This window comes from Bradyrhizobium sp. CCBAU 11434 (assembly GCF_028128895.1).
In the GTDB taxonomy this organism is placed as follows: Bacteria; Pseudomonadota; Alphaproteobacteria; order Rhizobiales; family Xanthobacteraceae; genus Bradyrhizobium; species Bradyrhizobium zhengyangense.
In genome coordinates, this window is sequence record NZ_LBJX01000089.1 from 105,591 (window position 1) to 126,489 (window position 20,899).

Genomic DNA, 20,899 nt, shown 5'->3' on the forward strand with positions numbered 1-20,899 from the left:
CCAGATCTGACAGACCAAGATTGCCGAATCCGGCCTAGGATTTGTATTCCAACCGGGCTAAACAGCCCTCCCCTGACTGCAAACCGGGAAGCCTAGAGATGGACAAGTTCACCACGCTGGAAGGCGTCGCGGCGCCGCTGAAGATCATCAATGTCGACACCGACATGATCATTCCGAAGCAGTACCTGAAGACCATCAAGCGCACCGGCCTTGGCAAGGGGCTTTTCTCCGAGCAGCGCTACAAGGACGATGGCAGCGAGAACCCGGATTTCGTCCTCAACCAGCCCGCCTATCGCAATACGAAGGTGCTGGTAGCCGGCGACAATTTCGGCTGCGGCTCGAGCCGCGAGCACGCGCCCTGGGCGCTGCTCGATTTCGGCATCCGCTGCGTGATCTCGACCTCGTTCGGCGACATCTTCTACAACAACTGCTTCAAGAACGGCATTCTGCCGATCCGCGTCTCCCAGGAAGACCTCGACAAGCTGTTCGACGACGCTGAGCGCGGCGCCAACGCGACGCTGACGATCGACCTGCCGAACCAGGAGATCCGCGGGCCCGATGGCGGCAAGGTCAAGTTCGAGATCGACCCGTTCCGCAAGCACTGCCTGATCAACGGCCTCGACGACATCGGTCTGACGATGGAGAAGAAGTCCTCGATCGACACCTATGAAGAGAAGCTCAAGCGCGAACGCGCCTGGGCCTGAACTCAAGTTTCATTTGAAGCCCCGGTGCGACAAGCGCCGGGGCTTTTTCTTTGCCTCTGATATCCCGTATAGCTGCGCCATGCTTCCCGAGATCGTCACCTTCTGGCATGGCCCGATGGACACGCTACGCCAGACCTGCCTGCGCTCGCAGCTGGCGGCCGGCCACAAGGTCACGGTCTATAGCTTCGACACCATTCCGGGTCTTCCGGCGGGGGTCGAGAACGCGGACGCCGAAGCGATCCTGCCGCACGCCTTCTCCGAACGCTTGCGGCCGCCGCAGCCGGACGGCAGCTGGCGCGACTGGACCACGCTCCAGTTCAGCGACTTCTTCCGCATGAAGCTGATGGCGAAGAATCTCGGCCTCTGGCTCGACGCCGACGTGCTGCTGCTCAAACCCGTCGAGATCGATCCGGCAAAGCCTTATTTTGCCTGGGAGCGATCCCGCCGGCTCGGCAACTCCGTTCTCTATCTGCCGCAGGACCATCAGATCGTTCGCGCCTTCGAGGGTCTGATGGAGCAGGAGGAACTGACCCCGGAATGGCTGTCGCTGAGCCACCGCTTGAGCTTTGCGATCAAGCGCCTGAGCGGCGGCTCGCAGCGTCTGTCCGACCTTCGCATCGCCATCTTCGGGCCGCCGGCCTTGACCATCCTCGCCAAGCGTTCAGGTGATCTTCAAAAGGCGTTGCCGAAGAAATCGTTCTATGCGGTGCATTCCGAGCCAAGGCTGTTCTTCGATCCCTCGAGCTATCTCGGCATCATCACCGACCCCCAAGTGATCGGCCTCCACATCTCCGGCAAGGGGCGCTCCTTGCAGCCGCCGATTCCCGGCAGCCTGTTCGCCTGGGCGGTAGAGCGGTTTCGCTGAGGTCTCTCATCCCGTGTCCCGGACGCGCCGCACCGCGTCCGGGACACGGGAGTTGAATTTGATCCAGCGCAACGTGCGCCTGCATCATTGTGCCTAATGTCGCTCCAGTTCCGACGTTCGAATGGAGCTTTCCATGAGCACCGCAAGCAGACCTTATCCCATCGTCCAGGACCTCATCGAGTCCTTCGCGAGCTGGCTGAAGCATCGCCGCGAGATGGCCGAGATGCGGCAGCTCGATCGCTCCGAGTTCGACCGGATCGCGAACGATCTCAGGATCGCGCCTGATGATCTCGAAGAGCTGGTCCGCCACGGCAAGCATGCCGCCGACGAACTGCCGAAGATGCTGGAGCAGCTCGGCATCAGCGCGGAGGCACTCGGACGCGCACAGCCGTTGCTGCTGCGCGACATGGAGCGGGTCTGCTCGCTCTGCGGTCACAAGGGCCAGTGCGACCGCGATCTCGCCGACGGCACCGCGGCCGAAAACTATCACGGCTATTGCGGCAACGCCGCGACGCTGGAATCGCTCGATCGCACCGAGGTCGCGTCGCGCTGACGCGCGATGAGATTGGGTCCAATCGTCATCGCGCTTTAGCTTTTTGCTTGAGCATGATCTTTTCGGAAAACCGCTTCACACTTTTCCGGATCATGCTCTAGCACCCAGCGCTCAGAATCCGACCTTCTCGTTCATGTAGAACGTGTTGAGAATGGTGACCCTGTCACGATCGGTATGGATCTGTGGACGGCCGTGCCAGCTCATCCTGGTCAGGGTGTGATAGGCCTTCAGGACCACGAAGGCATAGCCGACATTGGGCAGGAACGGGATCGTCTTCACGGGCTCGAGGCAGTAGGAGCCGACGTGAAACAGTCCCTTGAGGGATGCCTGGTAGAGCGTCGTTCCCAGCGCTTCCTGACTGTCGTCGGCCGGACAATAGAGCTGCATCGTCACGACCTTCTTGCGCGTGTCCGGATGCGGCTTGATCTGATAGCCGTCCCTGTCGACATACACGACCGGCTTTGCGACCAGCGTCAGATCCTCAGGCTTAGCCACCTTGTCGCCACGGGCGCGAATCTCGAGCCCGTCATGCAGCCGGTTCCGTATCGCCTGCTCGACGGGCTTCGACGTCAGCATGGCCGAGACGGCAGCCCAGGCAGGGCGCAGCGACGGCTCGATCTTGTCGACATTTTCGCCGTAGAGACGCAGCGCCATCCGTGTCCCCGTACCGGTGATCGGATCGTAGCCCTGGGTCGGCACGCTCCGGATCATGTCCCGGTAGAAATCCGCGGGGAAGAAATCGCGGAAGACGATGTGGGGAAACGGAGACGCGGAATGATCAGCGGCCTCGATGCTGCGCACCGCATGGGCGGTAAGTTCGTCGACGAGATTGGCCGGAGCAGCCACTTCAGCAAGAGCCGTCATGAGGATACCTCACACCAGGTTGGACCCAGTATTTTCAAGTGTTTCCGGGATTACCTTGCGACGTGGACCTTATGCAAGTCAACGGCAGCGACCGCGGCGGATATTCGCGCGGTCGTGATCAGAAACCGGCCCAGCCGTGCCTCAAGCAAATCGATCCATTGCGGCGTTTAAAGCCTCAAAACGACCCCTGTTCCGCACTGGCCAGATTCCCCAAGCAGACCGGCCTGCTCAGCCCTTGCTCATCGCGGCGATCGCGTCCGCGATCTCGATGGTGCGGCGCGCCATGTCGGCGTGCAGGCGTTCCACCATCGCGCCGTCGAGACGGATCGCGCCGCGCGAGACGTTTTCCGGCAGCTCGAACGCTGCGATGATCTTTCGCGCGCGCGCGATGTCTTCTTCAGGCGGCGTGAAGATCGCGTTGCAGGCTTCGATCTGCGAAGGGTGGATCAGCGTCTTGCCGTCGAAGCCGAGATCGCGCCCTTGCGCGCATTCGGTGGCGAAGCCATCAGGATTGGCGATGTCGCTATAGGGGCCGTCAAGGATCTCGAGGCCCGCGGCGCGCGTTGCCAGGATGCAGTGCGTGATCATCGGGATCATCGCGGCGCGGCCCGGCATCATCTTGATCCGCGTCTCACGCGAGATGTCGTTGGGACCGAACACGAAGCCCGCAAGACGGCACGATGGATCGCGACCGGCCTCGGCCAGCTCCTCGGCGTGCAACACCGCGCGCGCGGTCTCGATCATCGCCCAGACCTTCACGGACGGCGCGGCGCCGAGATGGGCGAGGTCGCGGCCGATGGCCTGGAGATCCTCGATGCTTGAAACTTTTGGAACCAGGATTCCGTCAGGCGAGGCCTTGGCGGCCATCGCAACGTCGTCGGCCCACCATTGGGAGTCGAGGCCGTTGGTCCGGATCAGGATCTCGCGCTTACCGAACCCTTTTGCAGCGATCGCGGCGGCGATGCCGTCACGCGCCACCGCCTTGGCGTCCGGGGCGACGGAATCTTCGAGATCGAGGATCAGGCCATCGGCAGCGAGATTCCTTGCCTTTTCAAGGGCGCGAGGGTTGGAGCCGGGCATGAACAGATGGCTGCGGCGCGGGCGGGTCATGCGACTTCCTTCCTGACGGCTCGGACTGGTTCTAGGGGGAGGCGATACCATCTGGCCTGCCTATTCGAAAGGCTTGTTCGCCCTATCGGTATATGATTAGGCATAGGGCCATGATCACATTCCCGAAGTCCTTGCTGGACGGCTACAACGCCTTCGCCACCAACCGGTTGCCGGCCGAGCAGAACCGCTATCGCGAACTGTCGGTGAAGGGACAGTCGCCCGAAGTGATGGTGATCGGCTGTTGCGACAGCCGCGTCTCGCCCGAGGCGATCTTCGATGTCGGCCCGGGCGAACTGTTCGTCGTTCGCAACATCGCCAATCTGGTGCCGACCTATCAGCCCGACGCCAACGCGCATGGCGTCTCGGCCGCGCTGGAATATGCCGTCACGGTGCTGAAGGTGAAGCACATCGTCATCCTCGGCCACGCGCAATGCGGCGGCATCCGCGCCTTCGTCGACAAGATCGAGCCGCTCACGCCGGGCGACTTCATCGGCAAATGGATGCAGATGTTCATCAAGCCGGGCGAAGTGGTCGAGCAGCGCGACCACGAGACCATGGCGCAGTTCGTCGAACGCATCGAGAAGGCCGCGGTGTTCCGCAGCCTCGAAAACCTGATGACCTTCCCGTTCGTGCGCAAGGCCGTCGAGAGCGGCCAGATGCATCTGCACGGCGCCTATTTCGGCGTCGCCGAGGGAACGCTGTTCGTGCTGGACAAGGCGAGCAAGGCATTCAAGAGCGCGCGGAGCGTGGTGTAATCGCCGCTCTCGTAGGGTGGGCAAAGCGAAGCGTGCCCGACCACCTGTCGCAATCGGAAAAGATCGTGGGCACGGCGCTGCGCGCCTTTGCCCACCCTACGAGACCGAATTCGGTGACGTAGGGCGGATTAGCGAAGCGTAATCCGCCGCGTTTCGTTCCGCGATGACAGAGGCAGCGGAGTTACGCCGCCTGCTTCTTCGCGCTGATCAGCTTGCGGTTGATCAGCACTTCCGCGATCTGGATCGCGTTCAGCGCGGCGCCTTTGCGCAAATTGTCCGACACGCACCACAGCACGAGACCGTTCTCCACCGTCGCGTCCTCACGGATGCGGCTGATATAGGTGGCGTCCTCGCCGGCCGCTTCGTAAGGGGTCGCGTAGCCGCCGGGCTCCTGCTTGTCGATGACGAGACAGCCGGGCGCCACCCGCAGGATGTTGCGCGCTTCATCGGCGCTGATCGGATTCTCGAACTCGATGTTGACGGCCTCGGAGTGGCCGACGAAGACGGGCACGCGCACGCAGGTGGCGGAGAGCTTGATCTTGGGATCAAGAATCTTCTTGGTCTCCGCCATCATCTTCCACTCTTCCTTGGTGTAGCCGTCCTCCATGAAGACGTCGATGTGGGGGATGACGTTGAAGGCGATGCGCTTGGGGAACTTGTTCGCGATCAGCTCGCTGTTGGTATAGACGGCCTTGGTCTGCGAGAACAATTCGTCCATCGCGTCCTTGCCGGCGCCCGACACCGATTGGTAGGTCGAGACCACGACGCGCTTGATGGTGGCCTTGTCGTGCAGCGGCTTCAGCGCGACCACGAGCTGCGCGGTCGAGCAGTTCGGGTTGGCGATGATGTTCTTCTTCTTGAAGCCTTCGGTCGCGGCGGCATTCACCTCGGGCACGATCAGCGGCACGTCCGGATCCATGCGCCAGGCCGAGGAATTGTCGATCACGACAGCGCCGGCTGCGCCGATCTTCGGCGACCATTCCTTCGACACCGAACCGCCCGCCGACATCAGGCAGATATCGACATCGGAGAAGTCGTAGTGCTCGAGCGCTTTGACCTTCAGGGTACGGTCGCCATAGGAGACCTCGACGCCGACGCTGCGGCGTGACGCCAACGCCACGACCTCGTCCGCCGGGAATTTGCGCTCATCCAGGATGTTGAGCATTTCCCGTCCGACATTGCCGGTCGCGCCGACGACTGCGACTTTGTAACCCATCGTTCACTCTCCGATGAAAAAGCCCATTCCTGAAGCTGACGCTTAAACAGGAAGAGCAGCGCTTCTATGCGAGAACCGGCCTCAAGACAACGTTGGACCATGCCTTAGGGACGTGGATGCAGTCGCCTGAGGCCGGCACGGCCGCAAACCCCACCCAGATCCATCTGGCGCTCGCCAATTTCGCCGACGAGGTGGTCGGCACGCTGGCGCGCCTGTTGGTCTATGTAGGGGTGCTGGCTTTGTTTGCCATCCTCGCGCTTGCCGGGCTCGGCCAGCTGCCTGATTTGCGCAGCGACGAGCCGGCCGCAAAGCCCGGCTGGGCTATGGCTGACCGTTCGCATCCGGCCTTCGCGCTCAGCCGGATCGATTCATCTGAGAAAACAGCTTCTTACACGATTTTAAGGCACCCCGAAGGCGGCCGCCGCGACGTCATGCGCTGGGCTGGCGACGCCGACAAGCCCGCCGACAGACCTTGGGCCGAGCTCGAGATCTACCGGGAAGGCAACGAATTCGACGTAACGCGTCCGGCAGCCTCAGGCCTCGCCGCCCGGATGGGCCTGGATGCGGCCACCACGTTGGAGCAGGCCGGCCTGATCGATACCAAATTCGGCCCCGTCGCCCTGTTCCGGCCATCGGGCACGGCGGATGGGTCGCCGGCCTGCCTCGGCTACCTCAAGCGCAACGAGGAGCCGGCGCTGCAGATCTCCGGCTTCTCTTGCCAGGGCGACACCCTGCCGGCCCGGCGCGCCGCAATCGCCTGTACCCTGAACCGGCTGACGCTGCTGACCTCCGGCAACGAGCCGAAGCTGGCGGAGATGTTCGCCCATGCGGAGCTGAAGCGCCGCTCCTGTGAGCCCCAGGGGTCGTCTCAAGGCTCGGCCGACTGGCTGCTGGGCGCGGCGAATGCGCAATTGCGCGGCGCGCTCTGATCCGCATCAAGCTCAAGTGGCTGGTATCCATGCAACTTTTGCCGGCGCGCCCGATTATTCCAGCGCGGTGTGACTGAATAGACCTAGTTGCAGTGCCCCCGGCCGGGCTAGTATGGGATGAAATCGACTGGCGGCTTGCCGCCTGAAGGGGACGTGATGAGCTTCAATTTTTCTGCCGCGAACAAATTGGCGACCTTGCTTGCGGCGAGCGCCGTGATGGCCGTGGCCTTCGCGGCACCGGCGTCGGCCGACACCAAGACCAAGCAGCGCTTTGACGATCGCGGCCGGCACTATTACGGCCCGAGCGGCCCCAATGCGGTCTACCAGCAGGGCCGCACCCGTATCTACGTGAGCAAGCGCTCATGGCTCGACGGCGGCACCGAGGTTAATCCGGGCGATCGCAAGTTCAGCGATTACGCCTTCCCGCCGGCCGTCGGCTATCCCTCTTTCGCCCGCGAAAACCTCAACCGCCCGATCGACCGCCAGCCGCTGGCGACCCCGGCCGATGTCGGCGGCTATCCGCAGAATTTCCCGCTGTATTGAGCGGACGCAGCGACCGAATCAAAAGGCCGGGCTCATGCCCGGCCTTTTTGTTTACGCATTGGCCGCCGGGTCATAGCGCCGGCAAAACTCCTCGATCGCCTCGGAGCGAAAATCGGCGAGGCGCGCGAAGATGAGTTCGTCCGGCCAGTCCCACCAGGCGATGCGGCGCAGGCTTGCCGCAACGGCGTCATCGAAGCGCTTGCGGATGGGTCGCGCGGGGACGCCGCCGACGATGGTATAGGGCGCGACATCGCGGCTGACGACGGCGCCAGCGCCGATCACCGCACCGTCGCCGACGGTGACACCGGGCAGCAGGATCGCGGCGTGGCCGATCCAGACATCATTGCCGACGATGACGCGGTCGCCGCGGCGATCGGCGAAGAAGTCGCGGTCACGGCTCGCGCTCGCCTCGTAATATTCGGGGACATAGGTGAAGCGATGCTGTGATGGCCGGCCCATCGGATGATTGGGCGCGCCGATCCGCACGGAGTTTGCGATCGCGGTAAACTTGCCGATGACGGCGTCGGCGACATCGCAGGATTCGCCGAGATAGGAGTAATCGCCGAGCGCGGCATATTCGATGCGCGTGCCGGCGAGAATCTCGCAGCGCCGCCCGATCTGCGCCTCGCGCTGGCGCACCGTTTCATGGATGAAGGTTTCCGCGATCTTGGGGCGGGCTGAGGCATCCATGGGGTGGCTCCGAGAACAGGTGCCGTAGGGTGGGCAAAGGCGCGTCGCGCCGTGCCCACCATCTCTCTCTGATCACAACCGATGGTGGGCACGCTTGCGCTTTGCCCACCCTACGAGAGCTGCGTCTGCCGCTTACGCGTGCAGCTTCTGCAGTTCCTTCAAAATCGCTTCGCCCATCTGTGTGGTCGAGGCGGCGGTGGTGCCTTCCGACTTGATGTCGGCGGTGCGAAGGCCGCTGGCGAGCACGGCCGCGATCGCCTGGTCGACCTTGTCGGCGAGCGCGCCCATGTCGAAGGAATAGCGCAGCGCCATGCCGAAGGACGAGATCATCGCGATCGGGTTGGCGAGGCCCTTGCCGGCAATGTCAGGCGCCGAGCCGTGCACGGGCTCGTACAACGCCTTGCGCTTCTTGCTCTTGACGTCGACCTCGCCGAGCGAGGCCGAGGGCAGCATGCCGAGCGAGCCGGTCAGCATCGCCGCGATATCGGACAGCATGTCGCCGAACAGATTGTCCGTGACGATGACGTCGAACTGCTTCGGCGCCTTCACCAGCATCATGCCGCCGGAATCGGCGAGCTGGTGCTCGAGCGTGACGTCGGGATATTCGCGCTTGTGGACCGCGGTCATGACCTCGTTCCAGAGCACGCCCGACTTCATGACGTTGCGCTTCTCCATCGACGTCACCTTGTTCTTGCGCTTCCGCGCAAGCTCGAAGGCGACGCGGCCGATGCGCTCGATCTCATAGGTGTCGTAGACCTGGGTATCGATGGCGCGCTTCTGGCCGTTGCCAAGATCGGTGATGGTCTTGGGCTCGCCGAAATAGACGCCGCCGGTGAGCTCGCGCACGATGACGATGTCGAGGCCCTCGACCGCCTCGCGCTTCAGGCTCGAAGCGTCCGCCAGCGCCGGATAGCAGACGGCGGGGCGGAGATTGGCGAACAAAGCCAGATCCTTGCGCAGGCGCAGCAGGCCGGCTTCGGGGCGCACCTCGTAAGGCACCGCGTCCCATTTCGGGCCGCCGACCGCGCCGAAGATGATGGCGTCGGCTTCCATCGCCTTGGCCATGTCGCCCTCGGAGATCGACACCTTGTGGGCGTCATAGGCGGAGCCGCCGACAAGGCCCGTATCGGTCTCGAATTTGGCGATTCCCGCGCTATTGAGCCAATCGATCAGCCGCTTCACCTCGCCCATCACCTCGGGGCCGATACCGTCGCCGGGGAGCAGCAGCAATTTGTGGGTCGCCATATCCGTTTCCTCTGAGATCGAAATTCGGCCGGAGTGCTAGAGCGGCGTTGCGCGCTTGGCAAGACACCATTGCCGCGTCGCGGCTGTGCAAGCCGGGCAGGGCCTGCCACACTGCGGATCGCCGGAGTACCCCTTGCTCGCACCTGACCGCCCACCCGTCGCACATCCCGCGCGGCTGATCCTGACCCTGTCGCTAGCCGCAACCGTCGGGCTCGGCATCGGCCGCTTTGCCTATGCGCTGGTGCTGCCCGACATGCGCGAGGACCTCGGCTGGTCCTACTCGGCGGCCGGGTTCATGAACACCATCAACGCCGTCGGCTACCTCATCGGCGCGCTCTTGGCGTCGCGGCTGATCCAGCGTGTCGGCTGGTCAGCCGCAATCCGCGGTGGAACCGTAGCCTGCGTCGCCGCGCTCGCGACTTGTGCGCTGACGGGGAATTTCATCGCGCTGAGCCTCGCCCGCCTCGTGCTGGGCCTGGGGGCTGCGGCCGGCTTCGTCGCCGGTGGCGCGCTGGCGGCGACCATCGCGCAGTCGCGCCCGGAGCGGGCCAATTTCCTGCTGAGCTTGTTTTATGCCGGGCCCGGCATCGGCATTCTCGCCTCCGGGCTGATCGCGCCATTCACGCTGCAGCATTTCGGTCCGGGCTCATGGTGGATCGTATGGTGGGCGATGACGCTGCTCTCGATCGCGATGACCGTGCCGCTGTTCATGGTCCGGATCGAGAGCGGCGCGCGCTTTTCGGAAGGCAGCCACGGCGCCTTCGCTGTGCTTCCCGTGCTCATCTATCTCGCCGCCTACTTCCTGTTCGGCGCCGGCTACATCGCCTACATGACCTTCATGATCGCCTATGTCCGCGACGGCGGCGGCGGGGCCGCGGCGCAGGCGGCATTCTGGGGCCTGATCGGCATGAGTGCCTTCGTCACGCCATGGGCTTGGCGCCGCGTGCTCGCGCTCGATCGCGGCGGTCTCGCCACCGCCATCATCCTCGGAACCAACGCGCTCGGGGCTGCCTTGCCGATCCTCGGGCATTCGCCCGCCTGGCTTGGAATCTCGGCCGTGGTGTTCGGCGTCGCCTTCTTCGCTGTCGTCGGCTCGACCACCGCCTTCGTGCGCTTCAACTATCCGCCGGAGATGTGGCCGACCGCAATCGCGGCGATGACGATCTCGTTCGGCGTCGGCCAGACGCTCGGGCCCATCGTGGTCGGCGCCATCACCGATGCGCTGGGGAGCTTGAGTTACGCGCTCAATGTGTCGGCGGCGCTGCTGGCGTTGGGCGCGGTGCTGGCATTGCTGCAGCGGAAGGTGAGGCCGGCCAAGGCACCGGTGCCGTAGGGTGGGCAAAGCGAAGCGTGCCCACGCATTTTTCGCGAGCACGGCGCTGCGCCTTTGCCCACCCTACAGCAGCGGAGCAAGCCTCAGCTCCCGCTAAACGAATTGTACCCCTGGTCTTCCCAGTACCCGCCCTTGTAGTCGTTGGTGACTTCCATCGAGACCACGTATTTCGGGTTCTTGAAGCCGAGCTTTGTCGGCACGCGGATCTTCATCGGGAAACCGTAGGCGCGCGGCAAAATCTCGTTGGCATATTTGAACGTCATCTGCGTCTGCGGATGCAGCGCGGTGCGCATGTCCAGGGGCGAGTTGTAGCCATCCTTGTCGGCGCACTGGAACCAGACATATTTGGCGCGCGTGTCGGCACCGACAAGTTTCAGGAAAACGCGCAAGGGCGTGCCGGTCCAGCTGCCGATCGCGCTCCAGCCTTCGACGCAAATGTGACGGGTGATTTGCGTGAACTGCGGCAGCTTGTAGAGCTCATCCAATGTCCACGACTTCTTGTTATCAACGAGGCCGCGCACCTCGAGCTTCCAATCCGCCGCCGAGACATCGGGCGCGTCGTCGAGATCGTAATAGGCGTTGAACGGGAACGGCTTTGTAATCGCGCTCTCGGGGAAGGTCGGCGCCAGCGCATCAGGATTGAAGATGAAATCCTGCACGGCGTCGTTGAACTTCGAGACCTTCGCGAGCAGCGCATCGGCGGATGAGGAATCGACCACGTCGCAGCCGGTGAGCAGCGTCAGCGCACCGATGCTGGCGCCACCCGCGATGAAGCGGCGGCGGGTGAGATCGGGCATCACCTTGAGGGAGTCCTTGATCAGCAGCCGCTTGTCGACGCCGGGGATCAGGAATGAACGCTTGGCCATGGTGGTTCTCCTAATCAGCGACCGATGATCATCGCGCGCAGGCTCTTCGGCACCAAGAGCGCAAGCAGCACGTGAATGACGAGGAAGGCGCAGATCGCCGCCATGCAGAAGAAATGGACGTAGCGCGCGGTCGGATAATCGCCGAACAGCTTGACCAGGTAGTACAGCTGCACCGGCTTCCACATCGACAGGCCCGAGAGCACGATCAGCACGCCGACGACGATGATGCCGGCATAGAGCACGCGCTGCACGTAATTGTAGACGGTGAGATCGTCATGGGCGAGCTTGAACGTCAGCGCCGCCCTGACGTCGTGGAGCACGCCTGACGGCGTGATCGGCAGCAATTTTTTGCGGAAGCGGCCGGACGCGAAGCCGGTGATGAGATAGGCGAGACCGTTCACCATCAGCAGCCACATCGCCGCAAAGTGCCAGAGCAGCGCGCCGCCGAGCCAGCCGCCCAGCGTGATGTCGTGGGAGAAACGGAAGTCGAACAGCGGCGAGGCGTTGTAGATCTGCCAGCCCGACATGATCATCAGGATCATGGCGAACGCGTTGGTCCAGTGCATGACCCGGACCCAGGCCGGCTGGATCGCCTTGGCGGGCTTGGCGCTGATCTCCTCGTCGGTCACTGAAAGGCTCGACATGGTGGTTCCGTCCTGAACGTCGTGTGTCAGCGATTATACGCCGGTCCGGCCGCTTTCGTTACACCAGGCGGCCATCGAATCGATGCCTGCCGGCTATGGTGGTCACAATAAAGCGAGCCGGGTCTCCCCGGCTCGCTGTTTCGCCGCATCCTCCGGGGATGAAACGGGGGTATCAGGTGTTACGTCGCCGGCATCAGCACGGTGTCGACCACATGGATCACGCCGTTCGACTGGTTGACGTTGGAGATCGTCACCATCGAGGTGCCGCCCTTGGCGTCGACGATCCAGACCTTGCCGTCCTGCTTCTTGACGGTGAGTTCCTCGCCCTCGGCCGTCTTCAACTTCTTGCCGTCGGTGAGATCGGAGGCCTCGAGCTTGCCGGGCACGACATGGTAGGTGAGGATCTTGGTCAGGGTCGCCTTGTTCTCGGGCTTGACCAGATTGTCGACGGTGCCGGCGGGCAGCTTGCCGAAGGCGGCATTGGTCGGCGCGAAGACCGTGAACGGGCCCTTGCCTTCCAGGGTCGGCACCAGGCCAGCCGCCTTCACTGCCGCCACCAGCGTGGTGTGATCCTTCGAATTGACGGCGTTCTGGACGATGTTCTTCGAGGGGAACATCGCGGCGCCGCCGACCATGACGGTCTTTTCCTCGGCGCGGGCGGGTGCGATGACGGTCGCGGTGATGGCCAGGGCGCTGAAGGCAGCAGCGGTGAGATAGGCAATGCGCTTCGACATGGAGAAACTCCCGATTTCGATGATGACCGGCGATGGCCGGCCTTTGCGTTGGGGCAACAACGGCGTCTGCGACAGTTTGACGTGAAGCAGCAGCGCGTCGTTGGCCGAATTACGGGAGGGTTCGCGTGGGGGTTTCGAGGAATAATTTATTGTGATGCGTGAAACTATGGGGCGGGGAGTTCGTGTGGGGTGGCGACATCCTCCGCTGTCGTCCCGGCGAAGGCCGGGACGACAGCGGAGGATGTGGCGCGAGCGGAGCAACTCAATCCCTGCTGCCCGGCGTCTGAATGAACCCGCGATTATGCGTCGGGCTGATCAGGAGCTCGTTGATGCAGACGCGCGGCGGCATCGAGGCGATGAACGCGATGGTGCGGCCGAGATCTTCGGACTGCAGCATCTTGGCCTGCTCTTCCTCGCTCGGCACCACCGGACGCAGCTTCAGGATTGGGGTCGCGACCTCGCCCGGCATCAGGCAGCAGGCGCGCAGGCCGTTGACGCATTCGTCCATGTTGAAGGAATGGGTCAGCGCCAGCACCGCATGCTTGGTCGTGGTGTAGGCCGGGCCCGGCATCTTCGAGACGTGACGGCCGGCCCAGGACGAGACGTTGATGATCGAGCCGTCCTGCTGCTTGCGCATCGTCGGCAGCACCGCGCGCATGCAATAGAGCACGCCATTGAGATTGACCTGGACCAGCTTGTCCCAGCCGTCCAGTTCCATGTCTTTCCAGCTGCGCTTGGGGACATTGATGCCGGCATTGTTCACGAGCAGGTCGATGCGGCCGTGCTTCGCGACGATCTGATCGGCCGCCTTCTGGGCCTCGGCGGCGTTAGACACGTCCAGCGCGATGGCTTCAGCCACCCCGCCCGCCTTGGTGATCTTCGCAACCACGGTATCCAGGGCGTCTTTGCGCCTGCCCGAAACCACCACCGTCCAGCCGTCGGCAGCCAACGCCTCGGCGCCGGCCTCCCCGATCCCGCTGCCGCCGCCGGTGACCCAGGCCACGCGTTTCCCATTTTTGGTCATGCAAACTGTCTCCGTTGCTTCTTCGGGGCGGTTTTTGCTAATCCAGCCCTCGGTTTTGACCGGCCTTGTCAGTCTTGCGGTCGAGGAAATCTTGCATGAACCACGCAGCCAACGCCAACCTGTTTTCCCGCCTGTTTGACGGCCTCGACGATCCCAAGCGCCTCGCGATCGAGACACAGGACGGCGCCCGGATCAGCTATGGCGACCTGATCGCGCGGGCCGGCCAAATGGCGAATGTGCTGGTGGCGCGCGGTGTGAAGCCCGGCGACCGTGTCGCGGTGCAGGTCGATAAGTCGGTCGCCAATATCGTGCTGTATCTCGGCACTGTCAGAGCCGGCGCGGTCTATCTGCCGCTGAACACCGCCTACACGCTCAACGAGCTCGACTACTTCATCGGCGATGCCGAGCCGTCGCTGGTGGTCTGCGATCCCTCCAAGGCCGAAGGGCTCGCCCCGATTGCCGCCAAGGTGAAGGCCAAGGTCGAGACGCTCGGAGCTGACGGCAAGGGCTCGCTGACGGACGCGGCCGCCAAGGCCAGCGACGAATTCGCGACGATCTCGCGGGCCAACGACGACCTCGCCGCGATCCTCTACACGTCGGGCACGACAGGCCGCTCCAAGGGCGCGATGCTCAGCCACGACAATCTCGCGTCGAACTCGCTCTCGCTCGTCGACTATTGGCGCTTCACCGACAAGGACGTGCTGATCCACGCGCTGCCGATCTATCACACCCATGGCCTGTTCGTGGCGACCAACGTGACGCTGTTTGCGCGGGCGTCGATGATCTTCCTGCCCAAGCTCGATCCTGATCTCATCATCAAGCTGATGGCCCGCTCAACTGTTCTGATGGGCGTGCCGACCTTTTACACGCGCTTGCTGCAGAATCCTTCCCTCTCGAAGGAGACGACCAAGCACATGCGCCTGTTCATCTCGGGCTCGGCGCCGCTTCTGGCCGAGACCCACCGCGAATGGTCGGCGCGCACCGGCCATGCCGTGCTCGAGCGTTACGGCATGACCGAAACCAACATGAACACGTCGAATCCCTATGACGGCGAGCGCATCCCCGGCGCGGTCGGCTTCCCGCTGCCCGGTGTCTCCGTGCGCGTGACCGAGCCCGAGACCGGCAAGGAGTTGCCGCGTGAGGAAATCGGCATGATCGAGGTCAAGGGCCCGAACGTTTTCAAAGGCTACTGGCGTATGCCGGAGAAAACCAAGTCGGAGTTCCGCCCCGACGGCTTCTTCATCACCGGCGACCTCGGCAAGATCGACGACAAGGGCTACGTCCACATTCTCGGACGGGGCAAGGATCTCGTCATATCAGGCGGCTTCAACGTCTACCCCAAGGAAATCGAGACCGAGATCGACGCCATGCCCGGCGTGATCGAATCCGCCGTGATCGGCGTGCCGCATGCCGATTTCGGCGAGGGCGTGACGGCGGTGCTGGTTTGCAACAAGGGCGCCGATGTGACCGAAGCCACCGTGCTGAAGGCGCTCGACGGACGGCTAGCCAAATTCAAGATGCCCAAGCGGGTGTTCGTCGTCGACGAGCTGCCGCGGAATACGATGGGCAAGGTGCAGAAGAACGTGCTGCGGGATAACTACAAGGATATTTACGCGAAGAAGTGAGGAGGCGCTCTCCGGACCACTGCGATGTTGTTCCGATAAGGAGAGCTCGCCACCACCCAACGCACTGTCATGCCCCGCGAAGGCGGGGCATCCAGTACGCAGCGGCCCCTCGACTCAATTACTACTGTCTCTGGAATACTGGATTCCCCGCCTTCGCGGGGAATGACACCGAGGGTGTGGTAAGCGCTTCGGCCGAACGGCTATTGGCCACCCACCAGACTCATCACAAACCTGCTGCCGACGATAAACAGATAGCACCCGAACGCGACTTCCAGCGTGCGCTTCGACATCGCATGCGCGGCGCGCACGCCGAGCGGCGCCGTCACGAGGCTCATCGGCATCACCAGCACGGCGCCGATCAGCGAGACGTAGCCGAGCGCAAAGGGGATCTGCAGGGCAGCAACGCTGGGATACGTCGCAGCGGCCGGCCATCCCGCATAGACGTAGCCGAGCGCGCCGGGGATCGAGATCAGCACGGCGAGCGCCGACGAGGTCGCGACCGCCTGATGGATCGGGCGGCCGTAGAACGTCATCAAGAGATTCGAGAACAGGCCGCCGCCGATACCCATCAGGGTCGACAGGATTCCGACGCAGAAACCGTAGACGCGCATCAACGGTCCCTTCGGCAAATCATCGCCGAGCTTCCAGGTCTCGCGTCCGAAGATAAGGCGCGCTGAAGCGGAATAGGCGACGGCGACGAACACGATCTTGAACAAGCGCTCCGGCGCGTAGCGCGCGACGACGCTTCCCGCGACGACGCCGATGACGATCGGCAGCCACCACACGCGCAGGATCGACATGTCGACCGCGCCGCGTTTGTAATGCGCCTGGAACGAGCGGATCGATGTCGGGATGATCACCGCGAGCGAGGTGCCGACGCAGAGCGGCATGCGCACGTCGAGCGGCACGCCGGCGATGCGGAAGCATTCGTAGAACACCGGCACGAGAATCGCGCCGCCGCCGATGCCGAACACGCCGGCGAGAAAGCCGGAGAGCGCGCCGACTGCAATCAGCAGCAGCGCGAGCTCGACGAGCTCCTTGATATCAAGACCTGCGATCATCAGGACCTGCCCCGCAGCTTGTCGCAACTTGTTCGATCCCCACGACGAGGCGAGCTGCGCGCGAAGCTGTAGGCGATCCGGTTTGTGCGGTCGACACGCTGCGCCGGCCGTCTTGGGTGGATTGCAGACGGCGCATATCCGCCGCCTCGTGGAAAATCGATGCGTCTCGCGGAAATAGGCGGTGGCACGCGAGCTTGTCCACGCGCTCTACGCGCCATGAACTGACTGGTTCGAACCATGACCGCCAGTCAGCGGCTTAGAGCCGTTCCAATAGCAATTTCAATGCGCCTCGACCGTCACCGCAAAAGATGAATTAATGTTCTTTTCTTCGTCGGTGCACCATCGTTCTGGTATACCAAGCCACTGATTGGCTTGTTGCATCAACGTCGTAGAGCTGAATGCCGGTTCGATTTATGGCGATTTGGTGATTGCGCAGGCGAAATCGACTCCGTAAATAGAGCCGACCTTTCGCGATCCCCGCGCGCGCCCCGCTGGGCCGCCATAAACATCAAAAGCCCATGACCGCACGGATCGAACGACCGCTTTCACCACACATGCAAATCTACCGCTGGACGTTGACGATGGCGCTGTCCATCGTTCATCGCGCCACTGGTATCGCTCTCTATGTCGGAACGCTGCTGCTGGTCTGGTGGCTGGTTGCGGCGGCCTCGGGCCCTGCCGCCTACGCCAATGTGCAGGCCTTCACCGGCAGCATCATCGGCCGGCTGATCGTGTTCGGCTACACCTGGGCGCTGATGCACCATATGCTCAGCGGCATCCGGCACTTCGTGTGGGATCTCGGCTACGGCTTCAAGGCCAATGAGCGCGAAGCGCTGACCTGGGGCGCCGCGATCGGCGGCATCGCGCTGACGGTGCTGATCTGGATCATCGCCTACGCGATCGGAGGTGGACGATGAGCGTGTCAGATACGCCGAAGCGCAGCATGCGCACCCCGCTCGGACGCGTCCGCAATCTCGGTGCCGCGCATTCCGGCACGTCCGATTTCTGGCGCCAGCGCATCACCGCCGTCGCCATGACGCTGCTGATGATCCCTGTCATCGTGATCATCATGATGCTGCTCGGCCGCAACCAGGCCGGCGCCGCGCAGATCCTCGGCTCGCTGCCGATCGCCGTGATCCTGCTGCTCTTCATCTTCGCCAGCGCCTGGCACATGAAGATCGGCATGCAGGTCGTGATCGAGGACTACGTTCATAACGAGAAGCTGAAGCTCGTCTCGATCATGCTCAACAATTTCTTCTCGATCGCCGTGGCGCTCGCCTCGACCTACGCGATCCTCAAACTGTCATCCGGAGTGTAACCCATGGCCACAGAGACGAATGGCAAGGGCAACGGCGCTCCCGGCACCAACGGCAAAGCCTATCCGATCGAAGACCACACCTATGACGTCGTCGTGGTCGGCGCCGGCGGCGCGGGCCTGCGCGCCGTGGTCGGCTGCAGCGAGGCCGGCCTGAAGACGGCCTGTATCACCAAGGTGTTCCCGACCCGCTCGCACACGGTTGCGGCGCAGGGCGGCATCTCGGCTTCGCTCGGCAACATGCACAAGGACGACTGGCGCTGGCACATGTACGACACCGTGAAGGGGTCGGACTGGCTCGGCGACCAGGACGCGATCGAATACATGGTGCGCAACGCGCCAGACGCGGTCTACGAGCTCGAGCATTGGGGCGTTCCGTTCTCGCGCACGGAAGACGGCAAGATCTACCAGCGCCCGTTCGGCGGCATGACCATGGACTACGGCAAGGGCCAGGCGCAGCGCACCTGCGCCGCCGCCGACCGTACCGGCCACGCCATGCTGCACACGATGTATGGCCAGTCGCTGCGCCATGCGGCCGAGTTCTTCATCGAGTTCTTCGCCATCGATTTGATCATGGACGACCAGGGCACCTGCCGCGGCGTCATCGCGCTCAAGCTCGACGACGGCACACTGCATCGCTTCCGCGCCCAGACCGTGATCCTCGCCACCGGTGGCTACGGCCGCGCCTATGCCTCCTGCACCTCGGCGCACACCTGCACCGGTGACGGCGGCGGCATGGTGCTGCGCGCCGGCCTGCCGATGCAGGACATGGAGTTCGTGCAGTTCCACCCGACCGGCATCTACGGCTCGGGCTGTCTCGTCACCGAGGGCGCCCGCGGCGAAGGCGGCTATCTCGTCAACTCCGAAGGCGAGCGCTTCATGGAGCGCTACGCGCCGTCGGCAAAGGATCTCGCTTCGCGCGACGTCGTCTCGCGCGCGATGACCATCGAGATCCGCGAAGGGCGCGGCGTCGGCAAGAAGAAGGACCACATCTTCCTTCATCTCGACCATCTCGATCCCGCCGTGCTCGCCGAGCGCCTGCCGGGCATCTCCGAATCCGCAAAGATCTTCGCCAATGTCGACGTGACGCGCGAGCCGATCCCGATCGTGCCGACCGTGCACTACAACATGGGCGGCATCCCCACGAACTATCATGGCGAAGTACTGACCAAGCGGGATGGCGACGACAACGCCGTCATCCCCGGCCTGATGGCGATCGGCGAAGCAGCCTGCGTCTCCGTGCACGGCGCCAACCGCCTCGGCTCGAACTCGCTGATCGACCTCGTCGTGTTCGGCCGCGCCGCGGCGCTGCGTCTGGCCGAAAAGCTGACGCCGAACGCCAAGCAGCCCGAGCTGCCGGCGAACTCGGCCGATCTCGCGCTCGGCCGCCTCGACCATTATCGCTACGCCTCCGGCGGCACGCCGACCGCAAAGCTGCGCGAAGGTATGCAGCACGTGATGCAGAACAACTGCGCCGTGTTCCGCACCGGCGAAGTGCTGAGCGAAGGCCAGAACCTGATCGAGAAGGTCCACAGCGGCATCACCGACATCGCCGTGTCCGACCGCTCGCTGGTGTGGAATTCGGATCTCGTCGAGACCCTGGAATTCGACAATCTGATCTCGCAGGCGGTGGTGACGATGAACTCGGCCGCGAACCGCACCGAGAGCCGCGGCGCGCATGCCCGCGAGGACTTCTCCGCGCGCGACGACCAGAACTGGATGAAGCACACGCTGGCCTGGCTCGACAACAAGGGCAAGGTCAAGATCGAGTACCGCCCGGTTCACGACTACACCATGACCAACGACGTGCAGTACATCCCGCCCAAAGCTCGCGTTTACTAAACGGCGCGCGTGTACTGAGCGAACAGCGAAAGCGTTATCGAAATGGTTGAATTCGCACTTCCGAAGAACTCCAAGATCACTGGCGGCAAGACCTGGCCGAAGCCCGCCGGCGCGACCGAAACGCGCGAGTTTCGCGTCTATCGCTGGAATCCCGACGACGGCAAGAATCCGAGCGTCGACACCTATTATGTCGACGTCAATGATTGCGGTCCGATGGTGCTGGACGGCCTGATCTGGATCAAGAACCACATCGACCCGTCGCTGACCTTCCGCCGCTCCTGCCGCGAGGGCGTCTGCGGCTCCTGCGCCATGAACATCGACGGCCAGAACACGCTGGCCTGCACCCGCTCCATGCACGACGTGAAGGACGGCGCGGTGAAGATCAATCCGCTGCCGCACCAGCCCGTGGTGAAGGACCTGGTCCCGGACCTGACCAATTTCTACGCGCAATACGCTTCCGTCGAGCCGTGGCTGAAGACGACCTCGCCGACGCCGCAGAAGGAATGGCGCCAGAGCCACGAGGACCGCGAGAAGCTCGACGGCCTCTACGAGTGCATCCTTTGCGCCTGCTGCTCGACCTCCTGCCCGAGCTATTGGTGGAACAGCGACCGCTATCTCGGCCCCGCCGCCCTGCTCCAGGCCAACCGCTGGGTGTCCGATTCGCGCGACGAGGCCACCGGCGAGCGGCTCGACAATCTCGAGGACCCGTTCCGCCTGTACCGCTGCCACACCATCATGAACTGCGCCAAGGCCTGCCCGAAGGGCCTGAACCCGGCCGAGGCCATCGCCGAGCTCAAGCTCAAGATGGTCGAGCGCCAGATCTAGCGCCTTTTTGATGCGACGACCCCGGCCCGAGCAGCCGGGGTACGATTTTGCGCAAAATTGACCCATCCCGCGGGACGGGCGAATCAATGAACTACAACCTCCGGTTCCGCCAGAAGCCGCTTCCTTCCGCCCGTGAGATTCAAGTAAGCTCTCTGG

Annotated in this window: 22 protein-coding genes; 12 read left to right on the forward strand and 10 right to left on the reverse strand. The window is 63.5% G+C overall.

The features are described from left to right. Positions 1–98 precede the first annotated feature (98 nt). The 3 genes from leuD to XI06_RS21565 all read left to right on the forward strand — a co-directional run bounded on the left by leuD (position 99) and on the right by XI06_RS21565 (position 2,122). On the forward strand, positions 99–704 hold the full coding sequence (gene leuD, locus XI06_RS21555; RefSeq protein WP_084808657.1) for a 3-isopropylmalate dehydratase small subunit: 606 nt from the start codon (positions 99–101) through the stop codon (positions 702–704). A 79-nt stretch (positions 705–783) separates the two neighbouring features. Beyond that, the gene (locus tag XI06_RS21560; RefSeq protein ID WP_271606405.1) at positions 784–1,569 is read left to right on the forward strand and encodes a hypothetical protein; all 786 of its coding nucleotides are present in this window, start codon (positions 784–786) and stop codon (positions 1,567–1,569) included. A 133-nt stretch (positions 1,570–1,702) separates the two neighbouring features. After that, positions 1,703–2,122 (forward strand): DUF6455 family protein, encoded by a 420-nt coding sequence (locus XI06_RS21565; protein ID WP_271606406.1) that lies wholly within the window; start codon positions 1,703–1,705, stop codon positions 2,120–2,122. 111 nt (positions 2,123–2,233) lie between these two features. Here XI06_RS21565 and XI06_RS21570 read toward each other — a convergent pair whose 3' ends face one another. Further along, the gene (locus tag XI06_RS21570; RefSeq protein ID WP_237861174.1) at positions 2,234–2,986 is read right to left on the reverse strand and encodes a hypothetical protein; all 753 of its coding nucleotides are present in this window, start codon (positions 2,984–2,986) and stop codon (positions 2,234–2,236) included. A 228-nt stretch (positions 2,987–3,214) separates the two neighbouring features. Beyond that, positions 3,215–4,096 carry an HpcH/HpaI aldolase/citrate lyase family protein gene (locus XI06_RS21575; protein ID WP_271606407.1) on the reverse strand — a complete coding sequence of 294 codons (882 nt, stop codon included), beginning with the start codon at positions 4,094–4,096 and terminating at the stop codon, positions 3,215–3,217. Between the two features lie 110 nt (positions 4,097–4,206). Between XI06_RS21575 and XI06_RS21580 the strand changes: the two genes are divergently transcribed. Further along, positions 4,207–4,851 (forward strand): carbonic anhydrase, encoded by a 645-nt coding sequence (locus XI06_RS21580; protein WP_237861171.1) that lies wholly within the window; start codon positions 4,207–4,209, stop codon positions 4,849–4,851. Positions 4,852–5,032: 181 nt separating this feature from the next. Here the strand turns inward: XI06_RS21580 and XI06_RS21585 are convergent, their stop codons facing one another. Continuing rightward, positions 5,033–6,067, reverse strand: a complete 1,035-nt coding sequence (locus tag XI06_RS21585) for an aspartate-semialdehyde dehydrogenase (protein WP_237861170.1) — start codon at positions 6,065–6,067, stop codon at positions 5,033–5,035. Positions 6,068–6,183: 116 nt separating this feature from the next. On the opposite strand from XI06_RS21585, the gene XI06_RS21590 reads away from it, so the two are divergent. Both XI06_RS21590 and XI06_RS21595 read left to right on the forward strand, forming a co-directional pair. Continuing rightward, positions 6,184–6,996 (forward strand): hypothetical protein, encoded by an 813-nt coding sequence (locus XI06_RS21590; RefSeq protein WP_271606408.1) that lies wholly within the window; start codon positions 6,184–6,186, stop codon positions 6,994–6,996. Positions 6,997–7,152: 156 nt separating this feature from the next. Then, the gene (locus XI06_RS21595) at positions 7,153–7,539 is read left to right on the forward strand and encodes a hypothetical protein (RefSeq protein ID WP_237861168.1); all 387 of its coding nucleotides are present in this window, start codon (positions 7,153–7,155) and stop codon (positions 7,537–7,539) included. A gap of 51 nt (positions 7,540–7,590) precedes the next feature. Here XI06_RS21595 and XI06_RS21600 read toward each other — a convergent pair whose 3' ends face one another. Both XI06_RS21600 and leuB read right to left on the reverse strand, forming a co-directional pair. Then, entirely contained in the window at positions 7,591–8,229 is a 639-nt protein-coding gene (locus XI06_RS21600) for a DapH/DapD/GlmU-related protein (protein WP_237861167.1), read from the reverse strand. A 132-nt stretch (positions 8,230–8,361) separates the two neighbouring features. Beyond that, entirely contained in the window at positions 8,362–9,474 is a 1,113-nt protein-coding gene (gene leuB, locus XI06_RS21605; RefSeq protein ID WP_237861166.1) for a 3-isopropylmalate dehydrogenase, read from the reverse strand. A gap of 133 nt (positions 9,475–9,607) precedes the next feature. Between leuB and XI06_RS21610 the strand changes: the two genes are divergently transcribed. Further along, complete coding sequence (locus tag XI06_RS21610) at positions 9,608–10,807, forward strand: YbfB/YjiJ family MFS transporter (protein ID WP_237861165.1); 1,200 nt, start codon at positions 9,608–9,610, stop codon at positions 10,805–10,807. Between the two features lie 83 nt (positions 10,808–10,890). On the opposite strand, the gene XI06_RS21615 is transcribed toward XI06_RS21610, so the two are convergent. The 4 genes from XI06_RS21615 to XI06_RS21630 form a co-directional block, all read right to left on the reverse strand. Beyond that, entirely contained in the window at positions 10,891–11,673 is a 783-nt protein-coding gene (locus tag XI06_RS21615; RefSeq protein WP_271606409.1) for a molybdopterin-binding protein, read from the reverse strand. A 14-nt stretch (positions 11,674–11,687) separates the two neighbouring features. Beyond that, positions 11,688–12,317, reverse strand: a complete 630-nt coding sequence (locus XI06_RS21620) for a cytochrome b/b6 domain-containing protein (protein ID WP_237861163.1) — start codon at positions 12,315–12,317, stop codon at positions 11,688–11,690. A 179-nt stretch (positions 12,318–12,496) separates the two neighbouring features. Continuing rightward, entirely contained in the window at positions 12,497–13,051 is a 555-nt protein-coding gene (locus XI06_RS21625; RefSeq protein ID WP_271606410.1) for a fasciclin domain-containing protein, read from the reverse strand. Positions 13,052–13,313: 262 nt separating this feature from the next. Continuing rightward, positions 13,314–14,075 carry an SDR family oxidoreductase gene (locus tag XI06_RS21630; protein ID WP_271606411.1) on the reverse strand — a complete coding sequence of 254 codons (762 nt, stop codon included), beginning with the start codon at positions 14,073–14,075 and terminating at the stop codon, positions 13,314–13,316. 95 nt (positions 14,076–14,170) lie between these two features. Between XI06_RS21630 and XI06_RS21635 the strand changes: the two genes are divergently transcribed. Next, positions 14,171–15,700 carry a malonate--CoA ligase gene (locus tag XI06_RS21635; protein ID WP_271606412.1) on the forward strand — a complete coding sequence of 510 codons (1,530 nt, stop codon included), beginning with the start codon at positions 14,171–14,173 and terminating at the stop codon, positions 15,698–15,700. Between the two features lie 200 nt (positions 15,701–15,900). Here XI06_RS21635 and XI06_RS21640 read toward each other — a convergent pair whose 3' ends face one another. Beyond that, complete coding sequence (locus XI06_RS21640; protein WP_271606413.1) at positions 15,901–16,761, reverse strand: sulfite exporter TauE/SafE family protein; 861 nt, start codon at positions 16,759–16,761, stop codon at positions 15,901–15,903. Positions 16,762–17,279: 518 nt separating this feature from the next. On the opposite strand from XI06_RS21640, the gene sdhC reads away from it, so the two are divergent. Genes sdhC through XI06_RS21660 form a run of 4 tightly spaced genes read left to right on the forward strand, consistent with a single transcriptional unit; the run spans position 17,280 to position 20,743 of the window. Continuing rightward, entirely contained in the window at positions 17,280–17,678 is a 399-nt protein-coding gene (gene sdhC / locus XI06_RS21645) for a succinate dehydrogenase, cytochrome b556 subunit (RefSeq protein ID WP_128949040.1), read from the forward strand. Next, positions 17,675–18,079, forward strand: a complete 405-nt coding sequence (gene sdhD / locus XI06_RS21650) for a succinate dehydrogenase, hydrophobic membrane anchor protein (RefSeq protein WP_237861157.1) — start codon at positions 17,675–17,677, stop codon at positions 18,077–18,079. The genes sdhC and sdhD overlap by 4 nt, the downstream gene beginning before the upstream one ends. Before the next feature lie 3 nt (positions 18,080–18,082). Continuing rightward, positions 18,083–19,918, forward strand: a complete 1,836-nt coding sequence (sdhA, locus tag XI06_RS21655; protein WP_237861156.1) for a succinate dehydrogenase flavoprotein subunit — start codon at positions 18,083–18,085, stop codon at positions 19,916–19,918. A 42-nt stretch (positions 19,919–19,960) separates the two neighbouring features. Then, the gene (locus XI06_RS21660; RefSeq protein WP_057752396.1) at positions 19,961–20,743 is read left to right on the forward strand and encodes a succinate dehydrogenase iron-sulfur subunit; all 783 of its coding nucleotides are present in this window, start codon (positions 19,961–19,963) and stop codon (positions 20,741–20,743) included. Positions 20,744–20,899 lie beyond the last annotated feature (156 nt).